17 protein-coding genes and 1 tRNA gene are annotated in these 19751 nt (G+C 62.8%); 6 read left to right on the top strand and 12 right to left on the bottom strand.

All coding sequences use genetic code 11. The features are described 5' to 3' along the window. Positions 1 to 5: 5 nt before the first annotated feature. On the bottom strand, positions 6 to 1991 hold the full coding sequence (locus FVE66_RS02190) for an acetoacetate--CoA ligase (protein ID WP_151445739.1): 1986 nt from the start codon (positions 1989 to 1991) through the stop codon (positions 6 to 8). 82 nt (positions 1992 to 2073) lie between these two features. Between FVE66_RS02190 and FVE66_RS02185 the strand changes: the two genes are divergently transcribed. Continuing rightward, complete coding sequence (locus tag FVE66_RS02185) at positions 2074 to 2427, top strand: hypothetical protein (protein ID WP_151445738.1); 354 nt, start codon at positions 2074 to 2076, stop codon at positions 2425 to 2427. A 108-nt stretch (positions 2428 to 2535) separates the two neighbouring features. Here FVE66_RS02185 and FVE66_RS02180 read toward each other — a convergent pair whose 3' ends face one another. The 4 genes from FVE66_RS02180 to FVE66_RS02165 form a co-directional block, all read right to left on the bottom strand. Then, complete coding sequence (locus tag FVE66_RS02180; protein WP_151445737.1) at positions 2536 to 2862, bottom strand: hypothetical protein; 327 nt, start codon at positions 2860 to 2862, stop codon at positions 2536 to 2538. 97 nt (positions 2863 to 2959) lie between these two features. Next, positions 2960 to 3745 carry a BON domain-containing protein gene (locus FVE66_RS02175; protein ID WP_151445736.1) on the bottom strand — a complete coding sequence of 262 codons (786 nt, stop codon included), beginning with the start codon at positions 3743 to 3745 and terminating at the stop codon, positions 2960 to 2962. A 132-nt stretch (positions 3746 to 3877) separates the two neighbouring features. Beyond that, on the bottom strand, positions 3878 to 4723 hold the full coding sequence (locus FVE66_RS02170; protein WP_151445735.1) for an amidohydrolase family protein: 846 nt from the start codon (positions 4721 to 4723) through the stop codon (positions 3878 to 3880). 101 nt (positions 4724 to 4824) lie between these two features. Continuing rightward, the gene (locus FVE66_RS02165) at positions 4825 to 5682 is read right to left on the bottom strand and encodes a response regulator (protein ID WP_161993157.1); all 858 of its coding nucleotides are present in this window, start codon (positions 5680 to 5682) and stop codon (positions 4825 to 4827) included. A 219-nt stretch (positions 5683 to 5901) separates the two neighbouring features. Here FVE66_RS02165 and FVE66_RS02160 point away from each other — a divergent pair, with 219 nt between their 5' ends. The 3 genes from FVE66_RS02160 to FVE66_RS02150 all read left to right on the top strand — a co-directional run bounded on the left by FVE66_RS02160 (position 5902) and on the right by FVE66_RS02150 (position 9262). Further along, entirely contained in the window at positions 5902 to 8139 is a 2238-nt protein-coding gene (locus tag FVE66_RS02160; RefSeq protein ID WP_151445733.1) for a YgiQ family radical SAM protein, read from the top strand. A gap of 168 nt (positions 8140 to 8307) precedes the next feature. Continuing rightward, entirely contained in the window at positions 8308 to 8715 is a 408-nt protein-coding gene (locus tag FVE66_RS02155) for a hypothetical protein (protein ID WP_151445732.1), read from the top strand. Positions 8716 to 8731: 16 nt separating this feature from the next. Further along, the gene (locus FVE66_RS02150) at positions 8732 to 9262 is read left to right on the top strand and encodes a hypothetical protein (protein WP_241672974.1); all 531 of its coding nucleotides are present in this window, start codon (positions 8732 to 8734) and stop codon (positions 9260 to 9262) included. 16 nt (positions 9263 to 9278) lie between these two features. Here the strand turns inward: FVE66_RS02150 and FVE66_RS02145 are convergent, their stop codons facing one another. The 7 genes from FVE66_RS02145 to FVE66_RS02115 all read right to left on the bottom strand — a co-directional run bounded on the left by FVE66_RS02145 (position 9279) and on the right by FVE66_RS02115 (position 17124). Beyond that, the gene (locus tag FVE66_RS02145; RefSeq protein ID WP_241672973.1) at positions 9279 to 10376 is read right to left on the bottom strand and encodes a sensor histidine kinase; all 1098 of its coding nucleotides are present in this window, start codon (positions 10374 to 10376) and stop codon (positions 9279 to 9281) included. A gap of 258 nt (positions 10377 to 10634) precedes the next feature. Beyond that, positions 10635 to 10709 (bottom strand) — tRNA-Val (locus FVE66_RS02140). 40 nt (positions 10710 to 10749) lie between these two features. Then, entirely contained in the window at positions 10750 to 11460 is a 711-nt protein-coding gene (dnaQ, locus tag FVE66_RS02135) for a DNA polymerase III subunit epsilon (RefSeq protein WP_151445729.1), read from the bottom strand. A 61-nt stretch (positions 11461 to 11521) separates the two neighbouring features. Further along, positions 11522 to 14623 (bottom strand): efflux RND transporter permease subunit, encoded by a 3102-nt coding sequence (locus tag FVE66_RS02130; protein ID WP_151445728.1) that lies wholly within the window; start codon positions 14621 to 14623, stop codon positions 11522 to 11524. Between the two features lie 12 nt (positions 14624 to 14635). Further along, positions 14636 to 15778 (bottom strand): efflux RND transporter periplasmic adaptor subunit, encoded by a 1143-nt coding sequence (locus tag FVE66_RS02125; protein WP_151445727.1) that lies wholly within the window; start codon positions 15776 to 15778, stop codon positions 14636 to 14638. A gap of 108 nt (positions 15779 to 15886) precedes the next feature. After that, a complete protein-coding gene (gene rnhA / locus FVE66_RS02120; RefSeq protein WP_151445726.1) occupies positions 15887 to 16330 on the bottom strand; it encodes a ribonuclease HI in 444 nt (147 codons plus the stop codon). Continuing rightward, a complete protein-coding gene (locus FVE66_RS02115) occupies positions 16318 to 17124 on the bottom strand; it encodes a class I SAM-dependent methyltransferase (protein WP_151445725.1) in 807 nt (268 codons plus the stop codon). Before FVE66_RS02115 ends, rnhA begins: the two co-directional genes overlap by 13 nt. Here FVE66_RS02115 and gloB point away from each other — a divergent pair. After that, the gene (gloB, locus tag FVE66_RS02110) at positions 17096 to 17917 is read left to right on the top strand and encodes a hydroxyacylglutathione hydrolase (RefSeq protein WP_241672972.1); all 822 of its coding nucleotides are present in this window, start codon (positions 17096 to 17098) and stop codon (positions 17915 to 17917) included. The genes FVE66_RS02115 and gloB overlap by 29 nt on opposite strands. A gap of 284 nt (positions 17918 to 18201) precedes the next feature. Next, positions 18202 to 19722: a transglycosylase SLT domain-containing protein gene (locus FVE66_RS02105; RefSeq protein ID WP_151445724.1), complete on the top strand. Its 1521-nt coding sequence runs from the start codon at positions 18202 to 18204 to the stop codon at positions 19720 to 19722. The last annotated feature ends 29 nt before the right edge of the window (positions 19723 to 19751 follow it).

The following is a 19751-nucleotide window of genomic DNA, read 5'->3' as shown; positions in this document are numbered from 1 at the left end:
AAAACCTAGCCGGTGTGGCGCCCCGCATAGTGCTGGTACCAAGTCAGGCAGCCGGGATTGCTCATTGCGTCCGGATTGGCGATTTCTTCGATGGGCATGCCGAGCAATAGCTTCCGGATCGGCAGCTCCATTTTCTTGCCTGTCAGCGTGCGCGGAATCTCGGGTACGACGACGATCTGGTCGGGTACGTGGCGCGCGGAGAGCTGGCTGCGGATGCGCTCGCGGATCGCCTGCTCCAGGTTCAGGTCCATCTTCACACCATCGCGCAGGACCACGAACAGCGGCATGAACGAGGGCTTGCCCAGGTATTCCAGGTCCACCACCAGGCTGTCGAGCACTTCGGAAAATTCTTCCACGACGCGATAGATCTCGGCGGTGCCCATGCGTATGCCGTGGCGGTTGATGGTGGTGTCGGAGCGGCCGTAGATCACCGCACCGCCGCGCGCAGTGATGCGGATCCAGTCGCCATGCCGCCACAGGCCGGGGTAGGTGTCGAAATAACTTTCGAGATAGCGCTGGTTGCCGGGGTCGTTCCAGAAGTACAGCGGCATTGATGGCATCGGCTCGGTGACTACCAGCTCGCCGACCGCATCGATCACGGACTCGCCGCGCTCGTCCAGTGCATGCACCGCGACACCGAGGCAGCGGCACTGCATCTCGCCGGAGTACACCGGCAGGTTGGGACAGGCGCCGACAAATGCTGCTGCAATGTCGGTTCCGCCGCTGATGCAAGCCAGCAGCAAGTCCTGGCCGACCTCGCGATAGATCCAGTCGTAGCACTCGGCCGACAGCGGGGAACCGGTGGAGCCGACCGAACGCAGGCGGGACAAGTCAGCCAGCCGGGCCGGCTGGATGCCTGCCTTCAGGCAGTTGGCGAAATAGGCCGCGCCGGCACCGAAGAAAGTGATCTCCGCGTCTTCGGCAAACTTCCACAGCGTGCCAAGGTCGGGGTAGCCCGGGTTGCCATCGTAGATGCAAATGGTGGCGCCGACCAGCAAGCCGGTGACCTGCGAATTCCACATGATCCAGCCGGTCGTGGAAAACCACAGGAAGCGGTCGCGCGGGCCGAGGTCCAGTTGCAGGGCATGCCCTTTCAGGCTCTCCAGCAAGGCGCCGCCGTGGCCGTGCACGATGGGCTTGGGCATGCCGGTGGTGCCGGATGAATACAGTACCCACAGCGGATGGTCGAACGGCAGCTGTTCGAAGCGGATCGCTTGATTGGCTGTATCCGCGGACGGCGCGCACAGTTGCTCCCAGCTGTGCGCGCCGTCGAGGCCGGCCTGCGGGTCCAGATAGGGAAGCAGCACGGTGTGCTGCAGCGTGGGCAGCGCAGCGCGCAGCGCCTGCACCACCGGCAGCCGTTCGAAGTCGCGGCCGCCGTAGCGGTAGCCGTCGACTGCAATCAGCACCTTGGGATCGATCTGTCGGAAACGGTCGAGCACGCTGGCGGTGCCCATGTCGGGCGAGCAGCTGGACCAGATCGCGCCGATGCTGGCGCAGGCAAAGAATGCGACTGCCGCCTCGGGAACATTCGGCATGAATGCGGCCACACGGTCGCCGGGACCGACGCCCATCGCGCGCAGGCCGGCAGCGGCGCGCGTGACCTGTCCGCGCAACTCATCCCACGACACGGTCTGCGTGCCGCGCAACTCCGAACGGGAAATGATGGCCGGGCGGCTGCCGTCCTGTCCGGTGTGAAAGCGGAACAGTTGCTCGGCAAAATTCAGGCGCGCGCCTTCGAACCACTTGGCGCCGGGCATCTTGTGCGTGTCGAGCACATTCGTCCACGGCGCGGAACTCTGCACGTCGAAGTACTGCCAAACCGATTCCCAGAACGATTCCAGATGCGTGACTGACCAGTGCCAGAGGGCATCGTAGCTGTCGAACTCCAGTCCTTTCTCGCGCGCAAGCCAGCGCAGGTAGTCGGTCAGGCGGCTTTGCTCGATTCGCTCGCTGGAAGGGCTCCACAAAAGTGGCTGCGCGCTGGACATTGGCGGGTCTCCTGATTTTTTATCCATGCACCCAATACTAATTGAAACGGGATGCTCACAGCCAACAGGAAAGGAAACAGATATGGAAACGCCGCAATCACGGACTACCGGACTTGAGGCCAAGGCACGGCAGGCCATGCAGGAAACGCGCGAGATGGCGCAGGAAGGGATGGACAAGATGGAGCAGGCTGCAACGTCGGCAAGCAGCCGCCTGTCGAGCACGGCCCACGGCGCCGTCGACAAGCTGTCGGGCTTCGCCTCGCAGGCCAAGGCCACGCTCTCGGACAAGGCAGCGAAGCTGAAGGATGTGCAGTCCCATGTGGTGGCGGATACGCGCCAGCGCATACGCGAAAAGCCGATGGCGGCGCTGGCGATTGCAGCGGCGGCCGGCTTCCTGGTGAGGCAGTTGTTCAGGATGGGACGGCGGCACGACTGAACGGCACTCATCCAGCCATCCATCCATTCACCGATGACCCTTGGCGACACGAACGGGCTGCGGCAAGCCGTGGCCCGTTCGGCCGCACCCGCGCTGCGGGTTCAAGCTTCAATGCAGCTGATGCTTCAACTGCGACAGTTCGTCATGTGCCTGCATGACCGCCTGCCGCAGGTCGTCGTTCACCCTGCCGGCGCGCTCGCAGGCGTCTTTCGCGCGGTCGCCCATTTCCTCCATTTCATCCACGCATTGCGTGATGCGCGATTGATCCGCCGACTGCATCTCCTGCCTGATCTGCTGGCTGCGCTGATCCATTTTCTGGACGCAGTCCTTCAGGTCCATCGGCACGCCATCCGCATGATTACAGGCGTCGGCCGCGTGATGAATCGTCTGCTCGATGTGACTCCAGCGTTGCCGGATTTCATTTGATTGCAACATGATCCACTCCTCTTTATCGATGAACCGGGCAAGCCCGGATTCATTGGATACGAGTGGCGGCACGTGGTTCCGGCAGGAGACCTGCTTCAGACCGGGGTCAATGCAGCACCTGCCCCTTGTTCCAGACATCGAACACATCGTCGGGCGCAGGCTTGATGTCGATGGTGCGCTCTGTCACCGCCGGCTCGTTCTCGCTCGCAGCCTTGGCCGCCCCGCTCTCCCCGGCTGCGCCGAACAGGCGCATCAGTTCGAATCCGCGGACGTTGCGTGACAGCCAGTTGAGACCGGCGCCAATGGTGGCGATGCCACTGCCGCCGCGCCGGGTGAGTCCGTAGTAGCCGAGCAGCACACCGCCGGCCAGCGCCAGCAGCGAAACGCCGCTCCATTGGGTTTGCATGCGCCCGCCGTCGTCCAGGCTTGCCCGCACCGATTCAACGCCGGGGATGGCCTGCACCAGTTCCAGCACGGCATCGCGCTCCTGTTCCACCACCGGACCGCTCAGCGTGACCCGGCCCTGGTCGGCAACGATATCGATGGCGTTGGCGTTGGTGACCAGACGGTTGAGCTTGGAGCGCACGCGCGCTTCAAGCACATGATCATCGATCGGCTTTACGCTGCGCGCCCCGGTCAGGCGGGTCGCGCCTTCCTGCCACCCGAAAAGTCGGCTGGACGCCTCGCTCCACACGGCACTAACGGCGTCGCCGGTTCGTTCGCTCATGTTGCGCATTGCCTCTGCTGCCAGCACCCGCCGCCTGCGGCCCTGCTCGGGGTCGGCCAGGTACATGGCTAGCGCGCCAAGCGCCGCCCCGCCCAGCAGCGCAACTGCCAATCTGGCGCCCTTTTCACTCTTGTTGCCTGCTTCATGACTTTCGTATCGATCCACTATTGCCCTCCTTGCATATCCAGTGTCCAGTCGGGCTTGGATTGCCCGCCGGACAACAGGTTCCGCTGGAGCCGGCACAGGACCGGGAAGACCAGGCAACAACCGGCAACAACAGGCATCAGCAGCAGCAGGCTACTGCCCTGCGAAAAGTGAGATGCCATTACGCCAGGCAATTTTTTCGGCGACGTCGGGTGGCAGTGCGGCAAGCAAGCGGCGGTAGGTGGCCAGGATATCGGGCACCTGCGACCAGCGCGAGGTGACCCAGGTGTCGGTTCCGATGACGAAACGGTCCGGATATTTCATCAGCAGCGCGCGCCAGCGCGGACTGAGCGTGCCGTTCTCTTCCATGTCGGAACGGTAGGACAGTTCCCCGACCAGCGATGGATGGCGGGTAAACATCAAATCGACCTGGTCGAGTCCGGTGCTCATGCCGGTGTGCGCCCAGATCATGCGCACCCCAGGCGCGTGGCGCAGGATGCGTTCCACCGCATCTTCATCGGCATGCGCATGCAGCCACAGTCCGCGTTGCTTCGCCATGCGTGCCATGCGCGCGACATAGGGTGCGTCTGCATCCTTGCCGAAAATATGGAACTCGCCGATGCCGCGGTAGAAGCCGCGCTTGAGTTCAGTTTCGACCAGCTTCTCGATGTCTGGATTGGCGAACCAGTCGTGGCGGTCGGGCTGCACCCGGTACGGCCGCACGAAGGGCGCGATGACGATATCCTTGCCACCGTCGCGCGCCAGGGTCGCCATCAGGTCGAGCGTGCCCTGGTTGGGCCGGCTGGTCGCCAGCACGCCCTTGACGCCCTGGTGGCGCCAAAGCGCGATCACCTGCTCCGGAGTCAGCACGCTGCGCGCTTCGACGTTGTAGTGCATGTGGGCGTCGAACAGCGGCAGCCCGGCGCTGGCTGCCGCAAGCGGCGGCAGCAGCGACAGTGCCAGTGCGGGGCCAATAGCCAGGCGCCATGCGCGCTTCATTGCACCGCTCCCGCCTGGGCGTGATCCGATGGTATTTCCATTGTCGCCTCCTGAAGTTTGACAGTCCTTGCTGAACCAGCCGCCAGCATAGACCAAGGGGCTCAGGGCTGCTCGGTGCCCAGCATCGCGTTCACCACCCGCCGGGCGCTCGGCAGGAATCGCGCAATCGTCGCCAGCAATTCGTTTTCCTCGACCGGCTTGCCAAGGTAAGCGTCGCAACCGGACCAGTTGCCACGCAACTTGTCCAACGGCGAAGACTTGCTGCTCAACATGACGACCGCGGTCGCCTGGGTCTTCGGTTCGGATTTGAGACGCTTGCAGACCTCGTAGCCGTCGATGCCCGGCATCAGCACATCAAGGAAAATGCAGGTGTAGGATTTTGCGCGCGCCATGTCGATCGCGGTCTCGCCGTTGGCGGCGTAGTCCACATCGAAGCGGAACGGCGTCAGCCGGGACCGCATGAAGGCGCGTACCGTGGTGCTGTCATCCACCACCAGCACCGATTCGCGCCTGACAGGGCGCGCCGGCGCGACGGGCGCCAGCCTTGGCAGGTCGGTGCGCCGGCGCGCCATGCTGCTATCCGACGATTCGGATTTGCGGCTGGCGCGACGATCAAGCGCAACCAGCATCACCTTGTCCAGCGTGTCGAACAGGCGCGACCAATGGATCGGCCGATCCACGACCGGCCACGGCTGGCCATCGTCGCCGCCGATCAGCACCGCCGGACAGTAAAGATTCGGGCCGCGCAGCCGTAGTTCGGCCATCGCCTGCGCATGATCGGCATTGACCAGGTAGAGGTCGGTGCGACCGGCCTCGTCTTCCGCATACGAGAATGGCGAGTGCGGCCGCCGCCCGGTCAGCCTGAAGGTAGAGGCCAGCAGGGACTTTTCGCCATCATTGAACCCCAGCAGTTCAACCACAAACTGCTGCGGTCCGGATTCTGCACTGCTTGCATTCATGGCTGACTGAAGAAGGAAGACGACGAAAAGACCCGTCCGCATGGGACGCGGCGGGAGTCAGGTGGTGCCTTGAGGAAATAAGGATTCTAGCGTAATTTCCCTCAGGGAAACTATTCCTCGCCGGGCGCCGGACGGGGCTTCGGCAAAGCTGTCATACTGTCGGCTTCTCCCCTTGCTGTCATTGTCGCGGGCACCGGCTTCGGTCGCCCGCTGTTGCTTATGGAATCTCCGAAAAACATCCGTTCCTACCCGCCTTACCGCGGACGCACCGCTGCGCGCGCCCCCTTCCTTCCGATGAGCCGGGAGGAGATGCAGCGGCTGGGCTGGGACAGTTGCGACGTGATCCTGGTTACCGGAGATGCCTACATCGACCATCCCAGCTTCGGCATGGCGCTGATCGGGCGGCTGCTGGAGGCGCAGGGGTTCCGGGTGGGCATCATCAGCCAGCCGGACTGGCATTCGGCGGAGCCGTTCCGCGCACTGGGCAAACCGAACCTGTATTTCGGCATCACGGCCGGCAACATGGATTCGATGGTGAACCGCTATACCTCGGACCGCAAGATCCGCTCCGACGATGCCTACACCCCGGACGGCGCGGCCAACCGCCGGCCGGACCGCGCGGTGGTGGTCTATGCCCAGCGTGCGCGCGAGGCGTATCCCGGCGTCAACGTGGTGCTCGGCAGCATTGAAGCCAGCCTGCGCCGCATCGCCCATTACGATTACTGGTCGGACAACGTGCGGCGCTCGGTCATGCCGGACTCCAAGGCTGACATCCTGTTGTTCGGCAATGCCGAACGGGCGCTGCTGGCGCTGACCCACCGCTTGGCCGCTGGCGAAGCCATCAGTGAAATCCGCGATCTGCGCGGCACCGTCTTCATGGCGCCGCGCGGATGGAAGCCGGCGCCGGACTGGTCGGAAGTGGATTCGACCCGGATCGACAAGCCGGGCCGGGTGGAGCCGCATCCCGATCCCTACGAGATCAAGGCAAAGAACGACGACAGCTGCGCCACCCCGGCTGACGGACAGGCGGCTGCGACACAGCCGCTGCAAGCTGCAGTACAGCCCATCAGGATCATGTCGCGCGACGAACGCCTGGCGCAGATGAAGGAAGTGCGATCGAAGAGCGTGGTTCGGCTGCCGTCCTATGAATCGGTCAAGGACGATCCGGTGCTGTACGCGCATGCTTCGCGGGTGTTCCACCTCGAATCCAATCCCGGCAATGCGCGCGCGCTGGTGCAGGCGCATGGAGAACGCGACGTCTGGCTGAATCCACCGCCACTGCCGCTGGAAATGGACGAGATGGATTACGTGTTCGACCAGCCCTATGCGCGCGCGCCCCATCCGTCGTATGGCAAGTCAAAGATTCCCGCATGGGACATGATCCGCTTCTCGGTCAACATCATGCGCGGCTGCTTTGGCGGCTGCACTTTCTGCTCGATCACGGAGCACGAAGGGAGAATCATCCAGAGCCGTTCGGAAAAATCGATCCTGAACGAGATCGAGCTGATCCGTGACAAGACAAAAGGTTTCACCGGCGTCATTTCCGACCTCGGCGGGCCGACCGCGAACATGTACCGGCTGGCTTGCAAGGACAAGGAAACCGAAGAATCCTGCCGCCGCCTGTCCTGCGTATTCCCGTCGATCTGCTCGAACCTGAACACCGACCACGGCAAGCTGGTGCAGTTGTACCGCAAGGCGCGCGCGCTGCCCGGCATCAAGAAGATCCTGATCAGTTCGGGCCTGCGCTACGACCTCGCGGTGCGCTCGCCCGAGTATGTGAAAGAGCTTGTGACGCACCATGTCGGCGGCCTGCTGAAAATCGCACCCGAACATTCGGAAGAAGGCCCGCTGTCGAAGATGATGAAGCCCGGCATGGGCGCCTATGAAGAATTCCGCAGCATGTTCGAGCGCTTCTCGCGCGAGGCGGGCAAAGAGCAGTACCTGATCCCCTACTTCATCGCCGCCCATCCGGGAACGACCGACCAGGACATGCTGAACCTGGCGCTGTGGCTGAAAAAGTACAACTTCCGGCTGGACCAGGTGCAGACCTTCCTGCCCACGCCGATGGCGCTGGCAACCGCGATGTACCACTCGCGGCGCAATCCGCTGAAGCCGTTGACCGGTGCCTCCGCCGAAGCGGTCGAGACGGTTCGCACCGGCCGCAACCGCAAGCTGCACAAGGCTTTCCTGCGCTATCACGATCCGCAGAACTGGGAGATCATCCGGGAAGCCCTGGTGCGAATGGGTCGTGGTGACCTGATCGGCAATACCGACCGTCATCTGGTTCCCCGTGCCGGCAGCGAGGCGATTCGCAAACCGGCCGGCGCAAGGCCTGGCAGCGCCACCCCGCGCGTGGAGCGGGTGGAACAGATCGCCCGCAAGCATGGACAAGTGAAGCCAAGGGCAGGCGGTGCGATCCAGATAAAAGCGGCCCCGCCACGAAGCCGGGGCAGATAGCAGGTAGCAGGTCCGATCACCGGACATGGGGATCGCGACCCGAGCGAACCAGCATGTAGAGTATTGTTGTCCTTGTATCAATCAGTAACAACTCCTCCCGCTCATGCAAACGGCGGACTAAACTTGAATTTGTTGATCCTTGGTGGTCTTGCGTCCGGAGTGTCGGTCATGAAAAAAAGAAATATCCTGGTAGCAGGCTCGCTGCTGCTGGCGATGCTGTCCGCGCTGCCGGCCAGTGCAATCGCACGCCCTCATCACGGTCACGGGCATGGCGGCGCACGATTCGGGCTGTATATCGGCGTGCCGCTGGCGATCGGGGCAGCCGCCTATTACGGATCGCATCCCTACTACCCGCCTTCCTATTACTACCCGCCGGCACCCTATTACTACGCGCCAGTCGCGCCGGTGGTGGTCGCGCCGGCACCGGTGACCTATATCGAGCAAGCGCCACAGGTTGCTGCGGCACCGCAATCCAGCCCTACCTGGTACTACTGCGACGACGCCAAGGCGTACTATCCGTACGTCAAGGAATGCCCGGCTGGCTGGCTGCAGGTGCCGGCAACACCCCTCCGCTAATTGAATGAACATGCGCATGTCCAACAAGACCCTGATCCTGCCGCTGCTGGCCTCTGCACTGCTGCTGGCAGGCTGTACCGCCTCGATGCCCTCCGGACCGAGCGTGATGGTGCTGCCCGGCACCAGCAAGAACTTCGACCAGTTCCGGCTGGACGACATGGATTGCCGCAATTTCGCGCAGGCGAACCTGGGCAGCACGACCACCGATACGGCAACCGTTGACAGTGGCGTGCGCAGCGCCGCGTTGGGCACCGTGCTCGGTGCCGTGGCAGGTGCAGCGGCCAACGGTAGCCGCGGCGCCGGCGTCGGTGCGGGCGCAGGCATGGCCATGGGCGGCCTGGCGGGTGTCGGTGCCGGGCAAAGCTCGGCTGGCGGCATCCAGCGCCGCTATGACATCGCTTACCAGCAATGTATGTACGCCAAAGGGCACAAGATCCCGGGATCGGCGAGCATGATGAGCACGCCGCGTTACAGCGCGCCGGCATCGTCTTATGTGACGCCGCCCCCGCCTCCACCCGGCATGCCGCCAGCGCCACCGCCGCGCTGATCCGCGGCTTGTGTCCTTAGCCAGCCAGCGGCATGTGCGCACTGGCGACTGGTGAATGGATCGGGACTGACACCGTCAGCACCGTTCCTTCCCCCGGTACGCTGTCCACGGTAAAACTCCCCCCCAGCGAGCTTATGCGCTCGCCTATACCGAGCAGGCCGAACGAATTCGGCTTGCGCCGGCATCCCGGAAAGATTCCCACGCCGTTATCCGCGACCGTCATCACGACACGCTCTCCTTCGGGCCGTACGGTGATGGACACCATGCTTGCCTGCGCGTGGCGGGCGACATTGGTCAGCGACTCCTGCAGCACCCGAAACAATGCAGTGGCAAGCTGATCGTCCAGGTCGCCGCTCGGATCCGGCCCTTCCATCGACAGCTCGCAACTGATTCCGGTGCGTCGCTGGAACTGTCCGACCTGCCACTCCAGCGCCGCATGCAGGCCCAGGTCAAGTACCGACGGACGCAGGTTGTTGATGATAGAGCGCACCGACTTGATTGCAGCGTCGATGTGGCGCAGGACCTGGCCGGCTTTCTGGTTCAGCAATGGGTGAGAATGCGCTGTGCGTGCTTCCAGCATCGAGATATCGATACGCAGCGCCATCAGGCTCTGCCCCAGGTCATCGTGAATTTCGCGGGCAATGCGCTTGCGCTCATCTTCCTTGACCTGCTCCTGGTAAGCGGACAGCTGGCGCAACAGCTCTCGCGATTTCTGCAGTTCCTGTTCCGCGCGCTTGCGCTCGACCACTTCGTGCTCCAGCTGGCGGACCGCATCGCGCAGTTGCTGCAGCGCGCGCTGCGGCTCGCTGCGCGCACGCCATGCAAGCGGCCACAAGGCGACGGATACCAGCAATGCCGCAAGGGCAAGCACCAGCGCCAGCCCAAGCGATTGCGGGCCCGGCCCCGATCCGATCGGCAGCATCGCCAGCACGCCAAGCCCCACCAGCAGGACAGCCAGCGCGCTCGCCACCAGCAAGCGGCGTTTGCAAGGACCCAGGCGGCTGCCGGAGAATCCGAGCAATGCAAATGCTGTCGAAAAACAGGAAGCAGCGAACAGCAGGCCGGGCAAGGCATCGCGCCAGGAAAAAGAAGTGTTTGCAAGAAAGTTCGTCATCAATCGTTCCTCATGGTCCCCCATCGCAACCGATCCCGGATTCTCCCGTGCGCATGCGCAAGCGGGCCTGAGGATAGCAAGTGGCTCTATTTCTGATTCTGGATTGCGGGAATGATTCAACCGGCAGCGCAATGCGTGCGGAATTTTCCTGAAGATGCAGCCGGGACCCGGGACAGGCCCGGAAAAAGAGGGAAAAAAGAGGAAAAAAAGCGCGAAAAAAAGCCTGCACCGGTGGTGCAGGCTTTTTTTCGGATTCGGTGGTGGGAAGTGCTGGTTTCGAACCAGCGACCTATCGCGTGTGAGGCGATCGCTCTACCCCTGAGCTAACCTCCCGAAAACAGAAGCGGAATTATTACACAGTGCGGCCAATCAATCAACGTGCAGGTGCAGCCGCCCGCCAGACGCAGGTTCCGCGCACTTCCTTGTCGAGCGAATTGAGCACCTGTTCGTGGGCGGCCAGTTCGCTTTCGCCAGCACGCAGCACCAGGACATCGCCCAAGGGCAGTACCGGCAGGTGGGCTTCGCCGGCCCGCCCCTCGTCGGCATGCAAGTCGATCGTGAAGCTGTTCTGGCCGCGGGTCATTGCCAGGTACACCTCGGCCAGCAACTCGGCATCGAGCAGCGCGCCGTGCAAGGTGCGGTGGGCATTGGAGACGCCGTAACGGTCGCACAGCGCGTCCAGTGAATTGCGCTTGCCGGGGTACAGCGCCTTGGCCTCGACCAGGGTGTCGATCACGCCGGCCACATGCCGGTTGAATGGCGGCACCTGCAGCCGCTCGAATTCGGCGTCGAGGAAGCCGATGTCGAAGGGAGCATTGTGGATGATCACCTCGGCGCCTTGCAGATAGTCGCGCAATTCGCTGGCGATATCGGCAAATTTTGGCTTGTCGGCCAGGAATTCGGTGGTCAGGCCGTGGACCGCCAGCGCGCCCTCTTCCGAGTCGCGCTCCGGATTGACGTAGTAATGCAGGTTGTTGCCGGTGAGCCGGCGGTTGAACAGTTCGACGCAGCCGATCTCGATGATGCGGTCGCCCGAGCGCGGGTTCAGTCCGGTAGTTTCAGTGTCCAGTACGATTTGTCGCATGCGGTTCTTGTCTGTTAAATCCCCGAGTGATCGGATATCACATCGGATCTCATATCGGATGTCATGCCTGGTGCGGCGCGGCTGGCGCCAGCGGCGCAGCGGGTGCCTCTGCCGGGTGCGGCAGCTTGCGGCGCGCGAAGAATGTGTAGAAGGTGGGCACGATGAACAGGGTGAGCAAGGTTCCCACCGTCATTCCGCCGACGATCACCCAGCCGATCTGCTGCCGCGATTCTGCACCGGCGCCGTGGGCCAGCGCAAGCGGCAAGGATCCCAGCACCATGGCGCCGGTAGTCATCAGGATCGGGCGCAGCCGCAGCACGGTCGCCTGCACCAGCGCCTCGGCGGTTTCCATGCCCTGCTCGCGCAACTGGTTGGTGAATTCGACAATCAGGATGCCGTGCTTGGTAATCAGCCCGACCAGGGTGATCAGGCCGATCTGGCTGAACACGTTCAGCGTTCCGCCCGCCAGTTGCAGCGCCGCCAGCGCCCCCGCCATCGACAGCGGCACCGTCAGCATGATGATGAACGGATCGACGAAGCTCTCGAACTGCGCCGCCAGCACCAGGTAGATGAAGGCCAGCGCCAGCACGAAAGTCAGCGCCAGGCTGCCGCTGGATTGCTTGTATTCGCGCGCCGAGCCCTGGAAGTCGATGGCGTCGCCGGCTTTGATGTGCTTCCGGGCCACGCCCTCCAGGAAGTCGAGCGCCTCGCCCTGCGAATAGCCGGGCGCAAGATTGCCCGAAATCAGCACGGCGCGGCGCTGGGCGAAATGGTTCAATTCGCGCGGTGCAACGGTTTCGCGCAGCTTGAGCAGGCTCGACAGCGGAATCATCTGATCCGGCGCGCCATTCTTGCCGGTGCCACGCACGAAGATGTTGCTGATGTCGTCCGGCGATTCGCGCTGCACATTCTCGATCTGCACGATCACGTCGTACTGGTCGCCGTTCTTCTTGAAGCGCGTCACCTGGCGTCCGCCGAGCATGGTCTCCAGCGTGCGGCCAACGGTCTCGATCGGCACGCCGGCATCGGCCGCCTTGTCGCGGTCGACCTGCACGCTTACCTGTGGCTTGTTCAGCCGAAGGTCGGTGTCGATATTGACCAGGCCGGGATTTTCCCTGGCTTCGTCGACGATCTTTTGCACCGTCTTCTGCAGGTTGGGATAGGTGTCGCTGGTCATCACCACCAGTCCGATCGGCCGCTCACGGATGGACTGTCCAAGCGAAGGCGGCAGGTTCGGAAACGCCAGCAACCCGGGGATGGCCTGCATCTTCGGCTGTATCTCTTTCAGGATGTCCTGGATCTTGCGATCGCGCTCATCCCAGTCGGTCACGCGAATGACGGCAATGCCGCGCTCCACGGTCGGATTGCCGGCAACGATGAACACGCGGTTGATTTCCGGCACGCCGGCCACGATCCCCTCCACGCGCCGTGCAAATTTCTCGGTGTAGGCGAGCGAGGCGCCATCCGGCCCGGAGAGAGAGGTGAAAATGGTGCCGCGATCCTCGATCGGCGACAGTTCCTTTTTCATGCCGGTCCCCAGCCAGGCCAGCAGCGCGATCACGAGCAGGTAGACCAGCACCACCGCCCAGCGCGCCTTCAGGGTCGCAGTAACCGCGCGCTGGTAAGCATTGGTCAGTCCAACCAGTGCGTTCTCGACCAGCTGGTACATCCGCCCATGTTTTTCCTGATGGCGCAGCATGACCGAGCACATCATTGGCGACAGGGTCAGCGCCACGAAGCCGGACACGATCACGGCGCCGGCCAGCGTCAGCGCAAACTCGATGAACAAGCGGCCGGTGCGGCCAGGCGTGAAAGCGACCGGTGCATATACCGCAGCCAGTGTCAGCGTCATGGCGACCACGGCAAAGCCGATTTCCTTGGCCCCCTTCAGGGCGGCAGCCACCGGCGCCATGCCGTCTTCTATATGCCGGTAGATGTTTTCGAGGACGACGATGGCGTCATCCACCACCAGCCCGATCGCCAGCACCAGCGACAGCAGGGTCAGCGTATTGATCGAAAACCCCGCCATCGACATCAGCGCGAAGGAACCGATCAGCGAGACCGGTATCGTCACCAGCGGAATGATGGCCGCACGCAGCGAGCGCAGGAACACGAAAATGACCAGTGCCACCAGGACCACGGCTTCGGCGATCGTGGTGTACACCGAACGGATCGAGCGGTCGATGAACTCGGTGTAGTCAACCGAAATATTCACCTGCACGCCCTGCGGCTTGAGTTCTTCATTCAGGCGCGGCAACTCGGCCCGCACATATTTCGCCAGTTCGAGCGGGTTGGCAGTGGCCTGGCGGATGATGCCCAGCGACACCGCATTGCGGCCGTTGAAGCGAACCGATGAGCGCTCCGCCGCCGGTGCCAGGGCGACGGTGGCGACATCCTTCACCCGCACCGGAAAGCCGTTGACGGTGCGCACGATGATGTCCTCGAATTGCGACACCTGCGTCAGGTCGGTCTGGGACACCACCGAGAATTCGCGCTGACTCGATTCGATGCGGCCGGCGGGCACCTCGATGTTTTGCTTGCGCAGCGCGTCTTCGACATCGGCCGTGGTCAGCCGGTAGGCCGCCAGTTTTTCACGGCTGAGCCAGAGCCGCATGGAGTACTTGCGCTCGCCATTGATCCGTACGTCGGCCGCACCCGGCAGCAGTTGCAGCCGCGGCTTGACGATGCGGTTGGCAATGTCGGTCAGGTCGAGCTGTTTCATCGTCTCGCTCGAGAACGACAGCCAGATGATGGGGTTGGCGTCGGCCTCGACCTTGGCAATCACCGGCTCTTCGATCGTGAGCGGCAATTTGGCGCGCACCCGGGAAACCCGGTCGCGCACATCGTTGCCGCCGGAATCGGGGTCTTTCTCCAGCCTGAAACGCACCGTGATCTGGCTCTGCTCGTCGCGCGAGATCGAGGTCAGCACGTCGATGCCGTCGATGCCCGCGATCGAGTCTTCAAGAACCTTGGTGATCTGGGTTTCGACGATATCCGAGCTGGCGCCCGGATACCTGGTGTCGACGGTGACCACCGGTTCATCGATCTTCGGGTATTCGCGTACTGACAGGCGGTTGTAGGACACCAGTCCCACCAGCACGATGATGAGCGACATGACGGTCGCAAAGACCGGGCGTCGTATGCAGATTTCGGAGATGACCATGCGCTGCCTTTGTTATTGTCGTGCCGCCACTGCCTGGCCGTCCGGCTTGCCCGCAGCCTGGCCGCCGCCGATCCTGACCGCCATGCCGTCGCGCGACAAGCGGATCTGGCCGGCCGTGACTACCACGTCGCCTTTCTCCAAGCCTTCGACAATCTCGGCTTTGGCATTGCGCCGCAGGCCGATTTTCACCTCAGTCCTTAGCGCCTTGCCATCGACCACTTTCCACACCGTCTGCTTCTGTCCCTGCGGAACAATCGCCTCTTCCGGAACCACCAGCGCCTGGTCGCGCTGGGCCAGGATCAGGCGCACGCGGGCAAACATGCCGGGCTTGAGCCGGCCTTGCGGATTCTCGATACGCCCGCGCAGCAGCGCCGAGCGGCCGGTGCTGTCGACCTGGGGATCGATCGCATCGACCCGGGCCTTGAACGTTTGCCCGGGCAGCGCGTCGAGCATGACTTCGATGCCCTGGCCCGGCCGCACCAGGTCGGCATATTTTTCAGGAATGCGGAAGTCGACCTTGACGCTGGAAAGGTCTTCCAGGTTAACCAGGTCGGCCCCGTCTTTCACATAGTCGCCGACGCTGACGGTGCGGATGCCGACCACACCGGAAAATGGCGCGCGTATCTCCAGCTTGGAGAGCCTGGCCTGGGCCAGTGCGAGTTTTGCTTCCAGCACCTGGACATTGGCCTGGGACTCGTCCTTGGCGCGTTCGGAAATGAATTTCCTGCTGGCGAGGTCTTCGTTGCGGCGATAGTTGGATTGCGCGATATTCAGTTCTGCGCGCGCCTGCCCGACTTCGGCCTGGTTGACGCTGCTGTCGAAAGCCACCAGTTGCTGGCCCTTCTTCACCATCTGGCCATCGCGGAAATTCAGCTTGACGATGCGGCCCGCGACTTCCGGCCGCAGGATCACTGATTCATTGGAACGCAGCGTACCGACCGAGTTGAGTTCGTCCACCATCCGCATGGTGTCGACCCGCACCACCTCGACCGCGACTGGTCCGGCCGCGGCACGCTGGCCGCCGGCGCCCGGCGCCGCTGTGGCGGACTGCTCTTTCGGCTTCTGCGGCGCGCGTTGGGAATAGTAGGCATATCCTCCAAGCAGCGCGATGCCAACCACGGCCACGGCGCTGTAACTGATACTCCGGAAGTTCATTTTTTCTGGTTATCCTGAAATTGCCCTATCGCGTCGCGATATCCGCGCAAGTGTGCGACAAGCATAATGCAAATTGCCATTCGCGACAGGCCGGTGCCGCCCGGGCGGCTAGGAGACCGGGCTGGCCGCCTCGACGCCGCGGTTTGCCAGTTCGTCGGCGCGCTCGTTGCCGTCGTGCCCGGCATGGCCTTTCACCCAGCGCCATTCAATCTGGTGCCGGGCCTGGGCCTGGTCCAGCGCTTGCCACAGGTCGACGTTCTTGACCGGCTCGCGGTTCGCGGTTTTCCAGCCGCGCGCTTTCCAGCCGTGTATCCACTCGCTGATACCCTTTTGCACATACTGGCTGTCGGTATGGACAATGACCTTGCAGGGGCGCTTGAGCAGGTTGAGCGCCTCGATCACGGCGCGCAATTCCATGCGGTTGTTGGTGGTATTGAGCTCGCCGCCAAAAATCTCTTTCTCATGCCCGCCGGCGCAAAGCCAGGCGCCCCAGCCGCCGCGGCCGGGATTGCCCTTGCAGGCGCCATCGGTATAGATCTCTACTTGTTCCATTGCTCTTTCTGCTGTGCGCTGTTTTCATGTTGCGGGGTTTTGCTTGCCTGGTTCGCGACCGGCACTGCCGAGCGGGCGGGCGCCCTGTTCTTGTTCCATACCGGCCCCACCATCCGCATCCCCTTGACACGCTTGATGGCCTGCACGACATAGACCGCGCCCAGATAGGGCCACCAGCGGTCGCCGGCTTTTTCCATGAAGGAAAAGCGATTGAGCCACTTGTCGGTACGGCAAGGCGGCGCATAACAGCCGAAATGTCCGCGATTGACTTCCATGTTGAGCAGCTTGAGCCAGTCCTTCAGCCGCGGCACGCTGATGAATTCGCCATCCAGCGGCAGGAAATGGGCGCCGCTCACGCGTCCGGCCAGCTGGCGCAGGCCCCACATGCTGGCCGGATTGAAGCCGGTGATGATCAGTTGTCCTTCCGGTATCAGCACGCGCTCGACTTCACGCAACACCTGGTGCGGCTCGGCGGCGAATTCGAGCACATGCGGCAGCAGCACCAGGTCCAGGCTCTGCGTGGCGAAGGGCAACTCGGTGAAATCATGCACGACCACGACCGGCACCTTGCGGCCTTCCGGCACATGGGTGTCGGTCAGCCATTTGGACGGCATGCGGTTGGCGGCCAGCCCCTGAACCTCCGGCAACCCGATCTGGATCGCATTGAACCCGAAGATGTCGGCAGTCAGCGCATCGAGCCGCGCCTGCTCCCACGCCTTCACATAGGCACCCGCCGGACTGTCGAGCCAGGAGCCTAGGGCTATAATGGGTTTTTCTGATGTCTGGTGGTCCATGCCTATGTCGATCAAGAGTGCCGTGAGTGTTTTGCCCGTCCCCGCCTTTGCAGATAACTATCTGTGGCTGATTCACAATGGCGTGCACGCGGTGGTGGTGGACCCGGGCGACGCGGCGCCCATTCTTGCAGCACTGGATCAGCGTCAACTGACGCTGGCAGCTATTCTACTGACACATCACCATGCTGACCATGCCGGCGGCGTGCCGGCATTGCTGGAACGCTTCGATGTGCCGGTGTACGGCCCGGCGCGCGAAGCAATCCCGACCATCACCCGCCGCCTGGCCGAAGGCGACAGCGTCCTGATTCCGGAACTGGAGATGGAATTCTCGGTGCTCGACGTGCCTGGCCATACCGCCGGCCATATTGCCTATCATGCAGCGCGACAGGACTGGCTGTTCTGCGGCGACACCTTGTTCGCGGGCGGCTGCGGCCGGCTGTTTGAAGGGACCCCGGCGCAGATGGTCGAATCGCTAGCCAAGCTCACCGCCCTGCCGGACCGTACCCAGGTCTATTGCGCACACGAATACACGCTGTCCAATCTTCGATTTGCACAAGCCGTTGACGAAAACAACACGGCATTGACCCTGCGCGTCGCCGACGAAGAGGCAAAGCGCGCCCGCAACCAGCCAACCGTACCGTCCACCATCGGAATCGAAAAGGCAACCAATCCTTTTCTGCGCTACCAGGAACCCGGCATTCTGGATAAACTGGCGGCCGAAGGCAGAATTTCCTCCAGGGAACCTATTGCTGCCTTTGCTGCCTTACGGGAGTGGAAGAATTCCTTCCGGTAATTCCTGATGTCCTGGCAAGCGGTTGAAAATCGCAGCGCGCGGGGCGGGATCGGGGCTGGGGAACACAATCGTACGGATACGTGCGATGAACGTGCGATGAGCACCGGCAGCCCTCCCCGGATTGGTCCGCGCCGTAATTTTTTACCAAGCTGCCAACGCGCCAGAAGCCTTGCGCCGCATCACTGCTGCGCGGCTTTTTCTTGACTCGACGAAACACCGTTACTTACACTGCCGGCACAGATGACTCGTGCCGACCGTCTGGGTCGGACCAGCAAGCCAGGCCCATGAATCGAAAAAGAATAATTCTCCTGATCAGCGCAGCGCTTGCCACGGCAAGCGTGCCGCTTGCCGCCCAGGCGTCGGATATCACCCTGTTCCCGCTGTCCCCGCTGCTCGCCCTCGAGCAGGATCCGGCGGCGGTGCAGGTGCTGGGCATGGAGGAAGTCGATGTATGGGGCCGCATTCGCAAGGGCTTCGGGATTCCCGACATCGACAACCAGCTGGTCACCAACCATCTCAACTGGTACTCGTCCCGCCCCGATTACATACAGCGCACCACCACGCGCGCCTCGCGCTACCTGTTCCATGTCGTGCAGGAGCTCGAAAAGCGCAACATGCCGACTGAACTGGCGCTGCTGCCCTTCATCGAATCGGCGTTCAACCCGCAAGCGATGTCGACCGCAAAAGCGGCCGGCATGTGGCAATTCATTCCGTCGACCGGCCGCGACTTCAACCTGAAGCAGAATTTCTTCAAGGATGAGCGGCGCGATGTGCTGGCTTCGACCGATGCTGCGCTGAGCTACCTGCAAAAGCTGTACGGCATGTTCGGCGACTGGCAGCTGGCGCTGGCTGCCTATAACTGGGGCGAAGGCTCGGTACAACGCGCGATCAACAAGGCCAAGGCCGCCGGACGCGACACCGATTTCAACGGCCTGGCCCCCTACATGCCGGCCGAGACGCGCAACTACGTGCCCAAGCTGCAGGCGGTCAAGAACATCGTCGCCAATCCGGCGCAATACAACCTGACCCTGCCCAAGGTCGACAACCAGCCCTACTTCGTCACGATCGGCAAGACGCGCGACATCGACATCAAGGTGGCGGCGCAGCTGGCCGAGCTGTCGGTGGACGAGTTCAAGGCGCTCAATCCGCAATTCAATCGCCCGGTCATCACCGGCGGCAACACGCGCATCCTGTTACCGCAGTTGAATGCTGAAAAATTCCGCACCAACCTGTCCAAATGGGGGCGCGCACTCTCCTCCTGGACCGCGCACCGGGTGACCGGCGCGCGCGAACGGATCGAATCGATCGCGAAGAAATTCCGCACCACCCCGGAAATCATCCGCGAGGTCAACCATATCCCGCCGCGCATGGTGCTGAAGGAAGGCTCGACCATCCTGGTGCCGAAGACCGAAGAATCGATCGAAAAGGACATCTCGCCCGACATCGCTGAAAACGCGAAGATGTCGATGGAACCGGACGCGCCGCCAACGCGCAAGATAAGCGTCACGGTCGGCAAGAAAGACACGCTGGCATCCATCGCCCGCCGCCATGGCGTGACCACGGCGCAGATAAAGTCATGGAACGAGTTGTCGAAGGACACCGTGGCAAAAGGCCAGAAGCTGGAGCTTCAGGTTGCCAACAAGCGGGCCGTGGCGAGCAAGGGCGACGGCACGTCGAAAAAAGCGACAAAGACCGCAGCCAAGGGCGGCAAACCAGTGAAGAAGTCCGGCAAGCACACTTCCGTGGCGAAAAAGCCGGTAAAGACCAAGACGGCAAAGGCAAAGGCGGCGGACAAGGCGGTCTGAGGTCGCAAGCATTCCCGGCCATCATTTGC

Source organism: Lacisediminimonas profundi (assembly GCF_008831265.1).
GTDB lineage: Bacteria > Pseudomonadota > Gammaproteobacteria > Burkholderiales > Burkholderiaceae_D > Lacisediminimonas > Lacisediminimonas profundi.
The sequence above is the reverse complement of the archived record's forward strand: the minus strand, read 5'-3'. Positions and strand labels throughout refer to the sequence as shown.

Excerpts from the sequence above, each read along its gene's own strand:
- FVE66_RS02125 (WP_151445727.1), bottom strand. The coding sequence starts at position 15,778 with ATGAACTTCCGGAGTATCAGTTACAGCGCCGTGGCCGTGGTTGGCATC.
- FVE66_RS02185 (WP_151445738.1), top strand. The coding sequence starts at position 2,074 with ATGGAAACGCCGCAATCACGGACTACCGGACTTGAGGCCAAGGCACGG.
- FVE66_RS02130 (WP_151445728.1), bottom strand. The coding sequence starts at position 14,623 with ATGGTCATCTCCGAAATCTGCATACGACGCCCGGTCTTTGCGACCGTC.
- FVE66_RS02155 (WP_151445732.1), top strand. The coding sequence starts at position 8,308 with ATGAAAAAAAGAAATATCCTGGTAGCAGGCTCGCTGCTGCTGGCGATG.
- FVE66_RS02165 (WP_161993157.1), bottom strand. The coding sequence starts at position 5,682 with ATGAATGCAAGCAGTGCAGAATCCGGACCGCAGCAGTTTGTGGTTGAA.
- FVE66_RS02160 (WP_151445733.1), top strand. The coding sequence starts at position 5,902 with ATGGAATCTCCGAAAAACATCCGTTCCTACCCGCCTTACCGCGGACGC.
- FVE66_RS02170 (WP_151445735.1), bottom strand. The coding sequence starts at position 4,723 with ATGAAGCGCGCATGGCGCCTGGCTATTGGCCCCGCACTGGCACTGTCG.
- FVE66_RS02150 (WP_241672974.1), top strand. The coding sequence starts at position 8,732 with ATGTCCAACAAGACCCTGATCCTGCCGCTGCTGGCCTCTGCACTGCTG.
- FVE66_RS02105 (WP_151445724.1), top strand. The coding sequence starts at position 18,202 with ATGAATCGAAAAAGAATAATTCTCCTGATCAGCGCAGCGCTTGCCACG.
- dnaQ (WP_151445729.1), bottom strand. The coding sequence starts at position 11,460 with ATGCGACAAATCGTACTGGACACTGAAACTACCGGACTGAACCCGCGC.
- FVE66_RS02115 (WP_151445725.1), bottom strand. The coding sequence starts at position 17,124 with ATGGACCACCAGACATCAGAAAAACCCATTATAGCCCTAGGCTCCTGG.
- FVE66_RS02180 (WP_151445737.1), bottom strand. The coding sequence starts at position 2,862 with ATGTTGCAATCAAATGAAATCCGGCAACGCTGGAGTCACATCGAGCAG.
- FVE66_RS02145 (WP_241672973.1), bottom strand. The coding sequence starts at position 10,376 with ATGACGAACTTTCTTGCAAACACTTCTTTTTCCTGGCGCGATGCCTTG.
- FVE66_RS02190 (WP_151445739.1), bottom strand. The coding sequence starts at position 1,991 with ATGTCCAGCGCGCAGCCACTTTTGTGGAGCCCTTCCAGCGAGCGAATC.
- gloB (WP_241672972.1), top strand. The coding sequence starts at position 17,096 with ATGGGTTTTTCTGATGTCTGGTGGTCCATGCCTATGTCGATCAAGAGT.
- rnhA (WP_151445726.1), bottom strand. The coding sequence starts at position 16,330 with ATGGAACAAGTAGAGATCTATACCGATGGCGCCTGCAAGGGCAATCCC.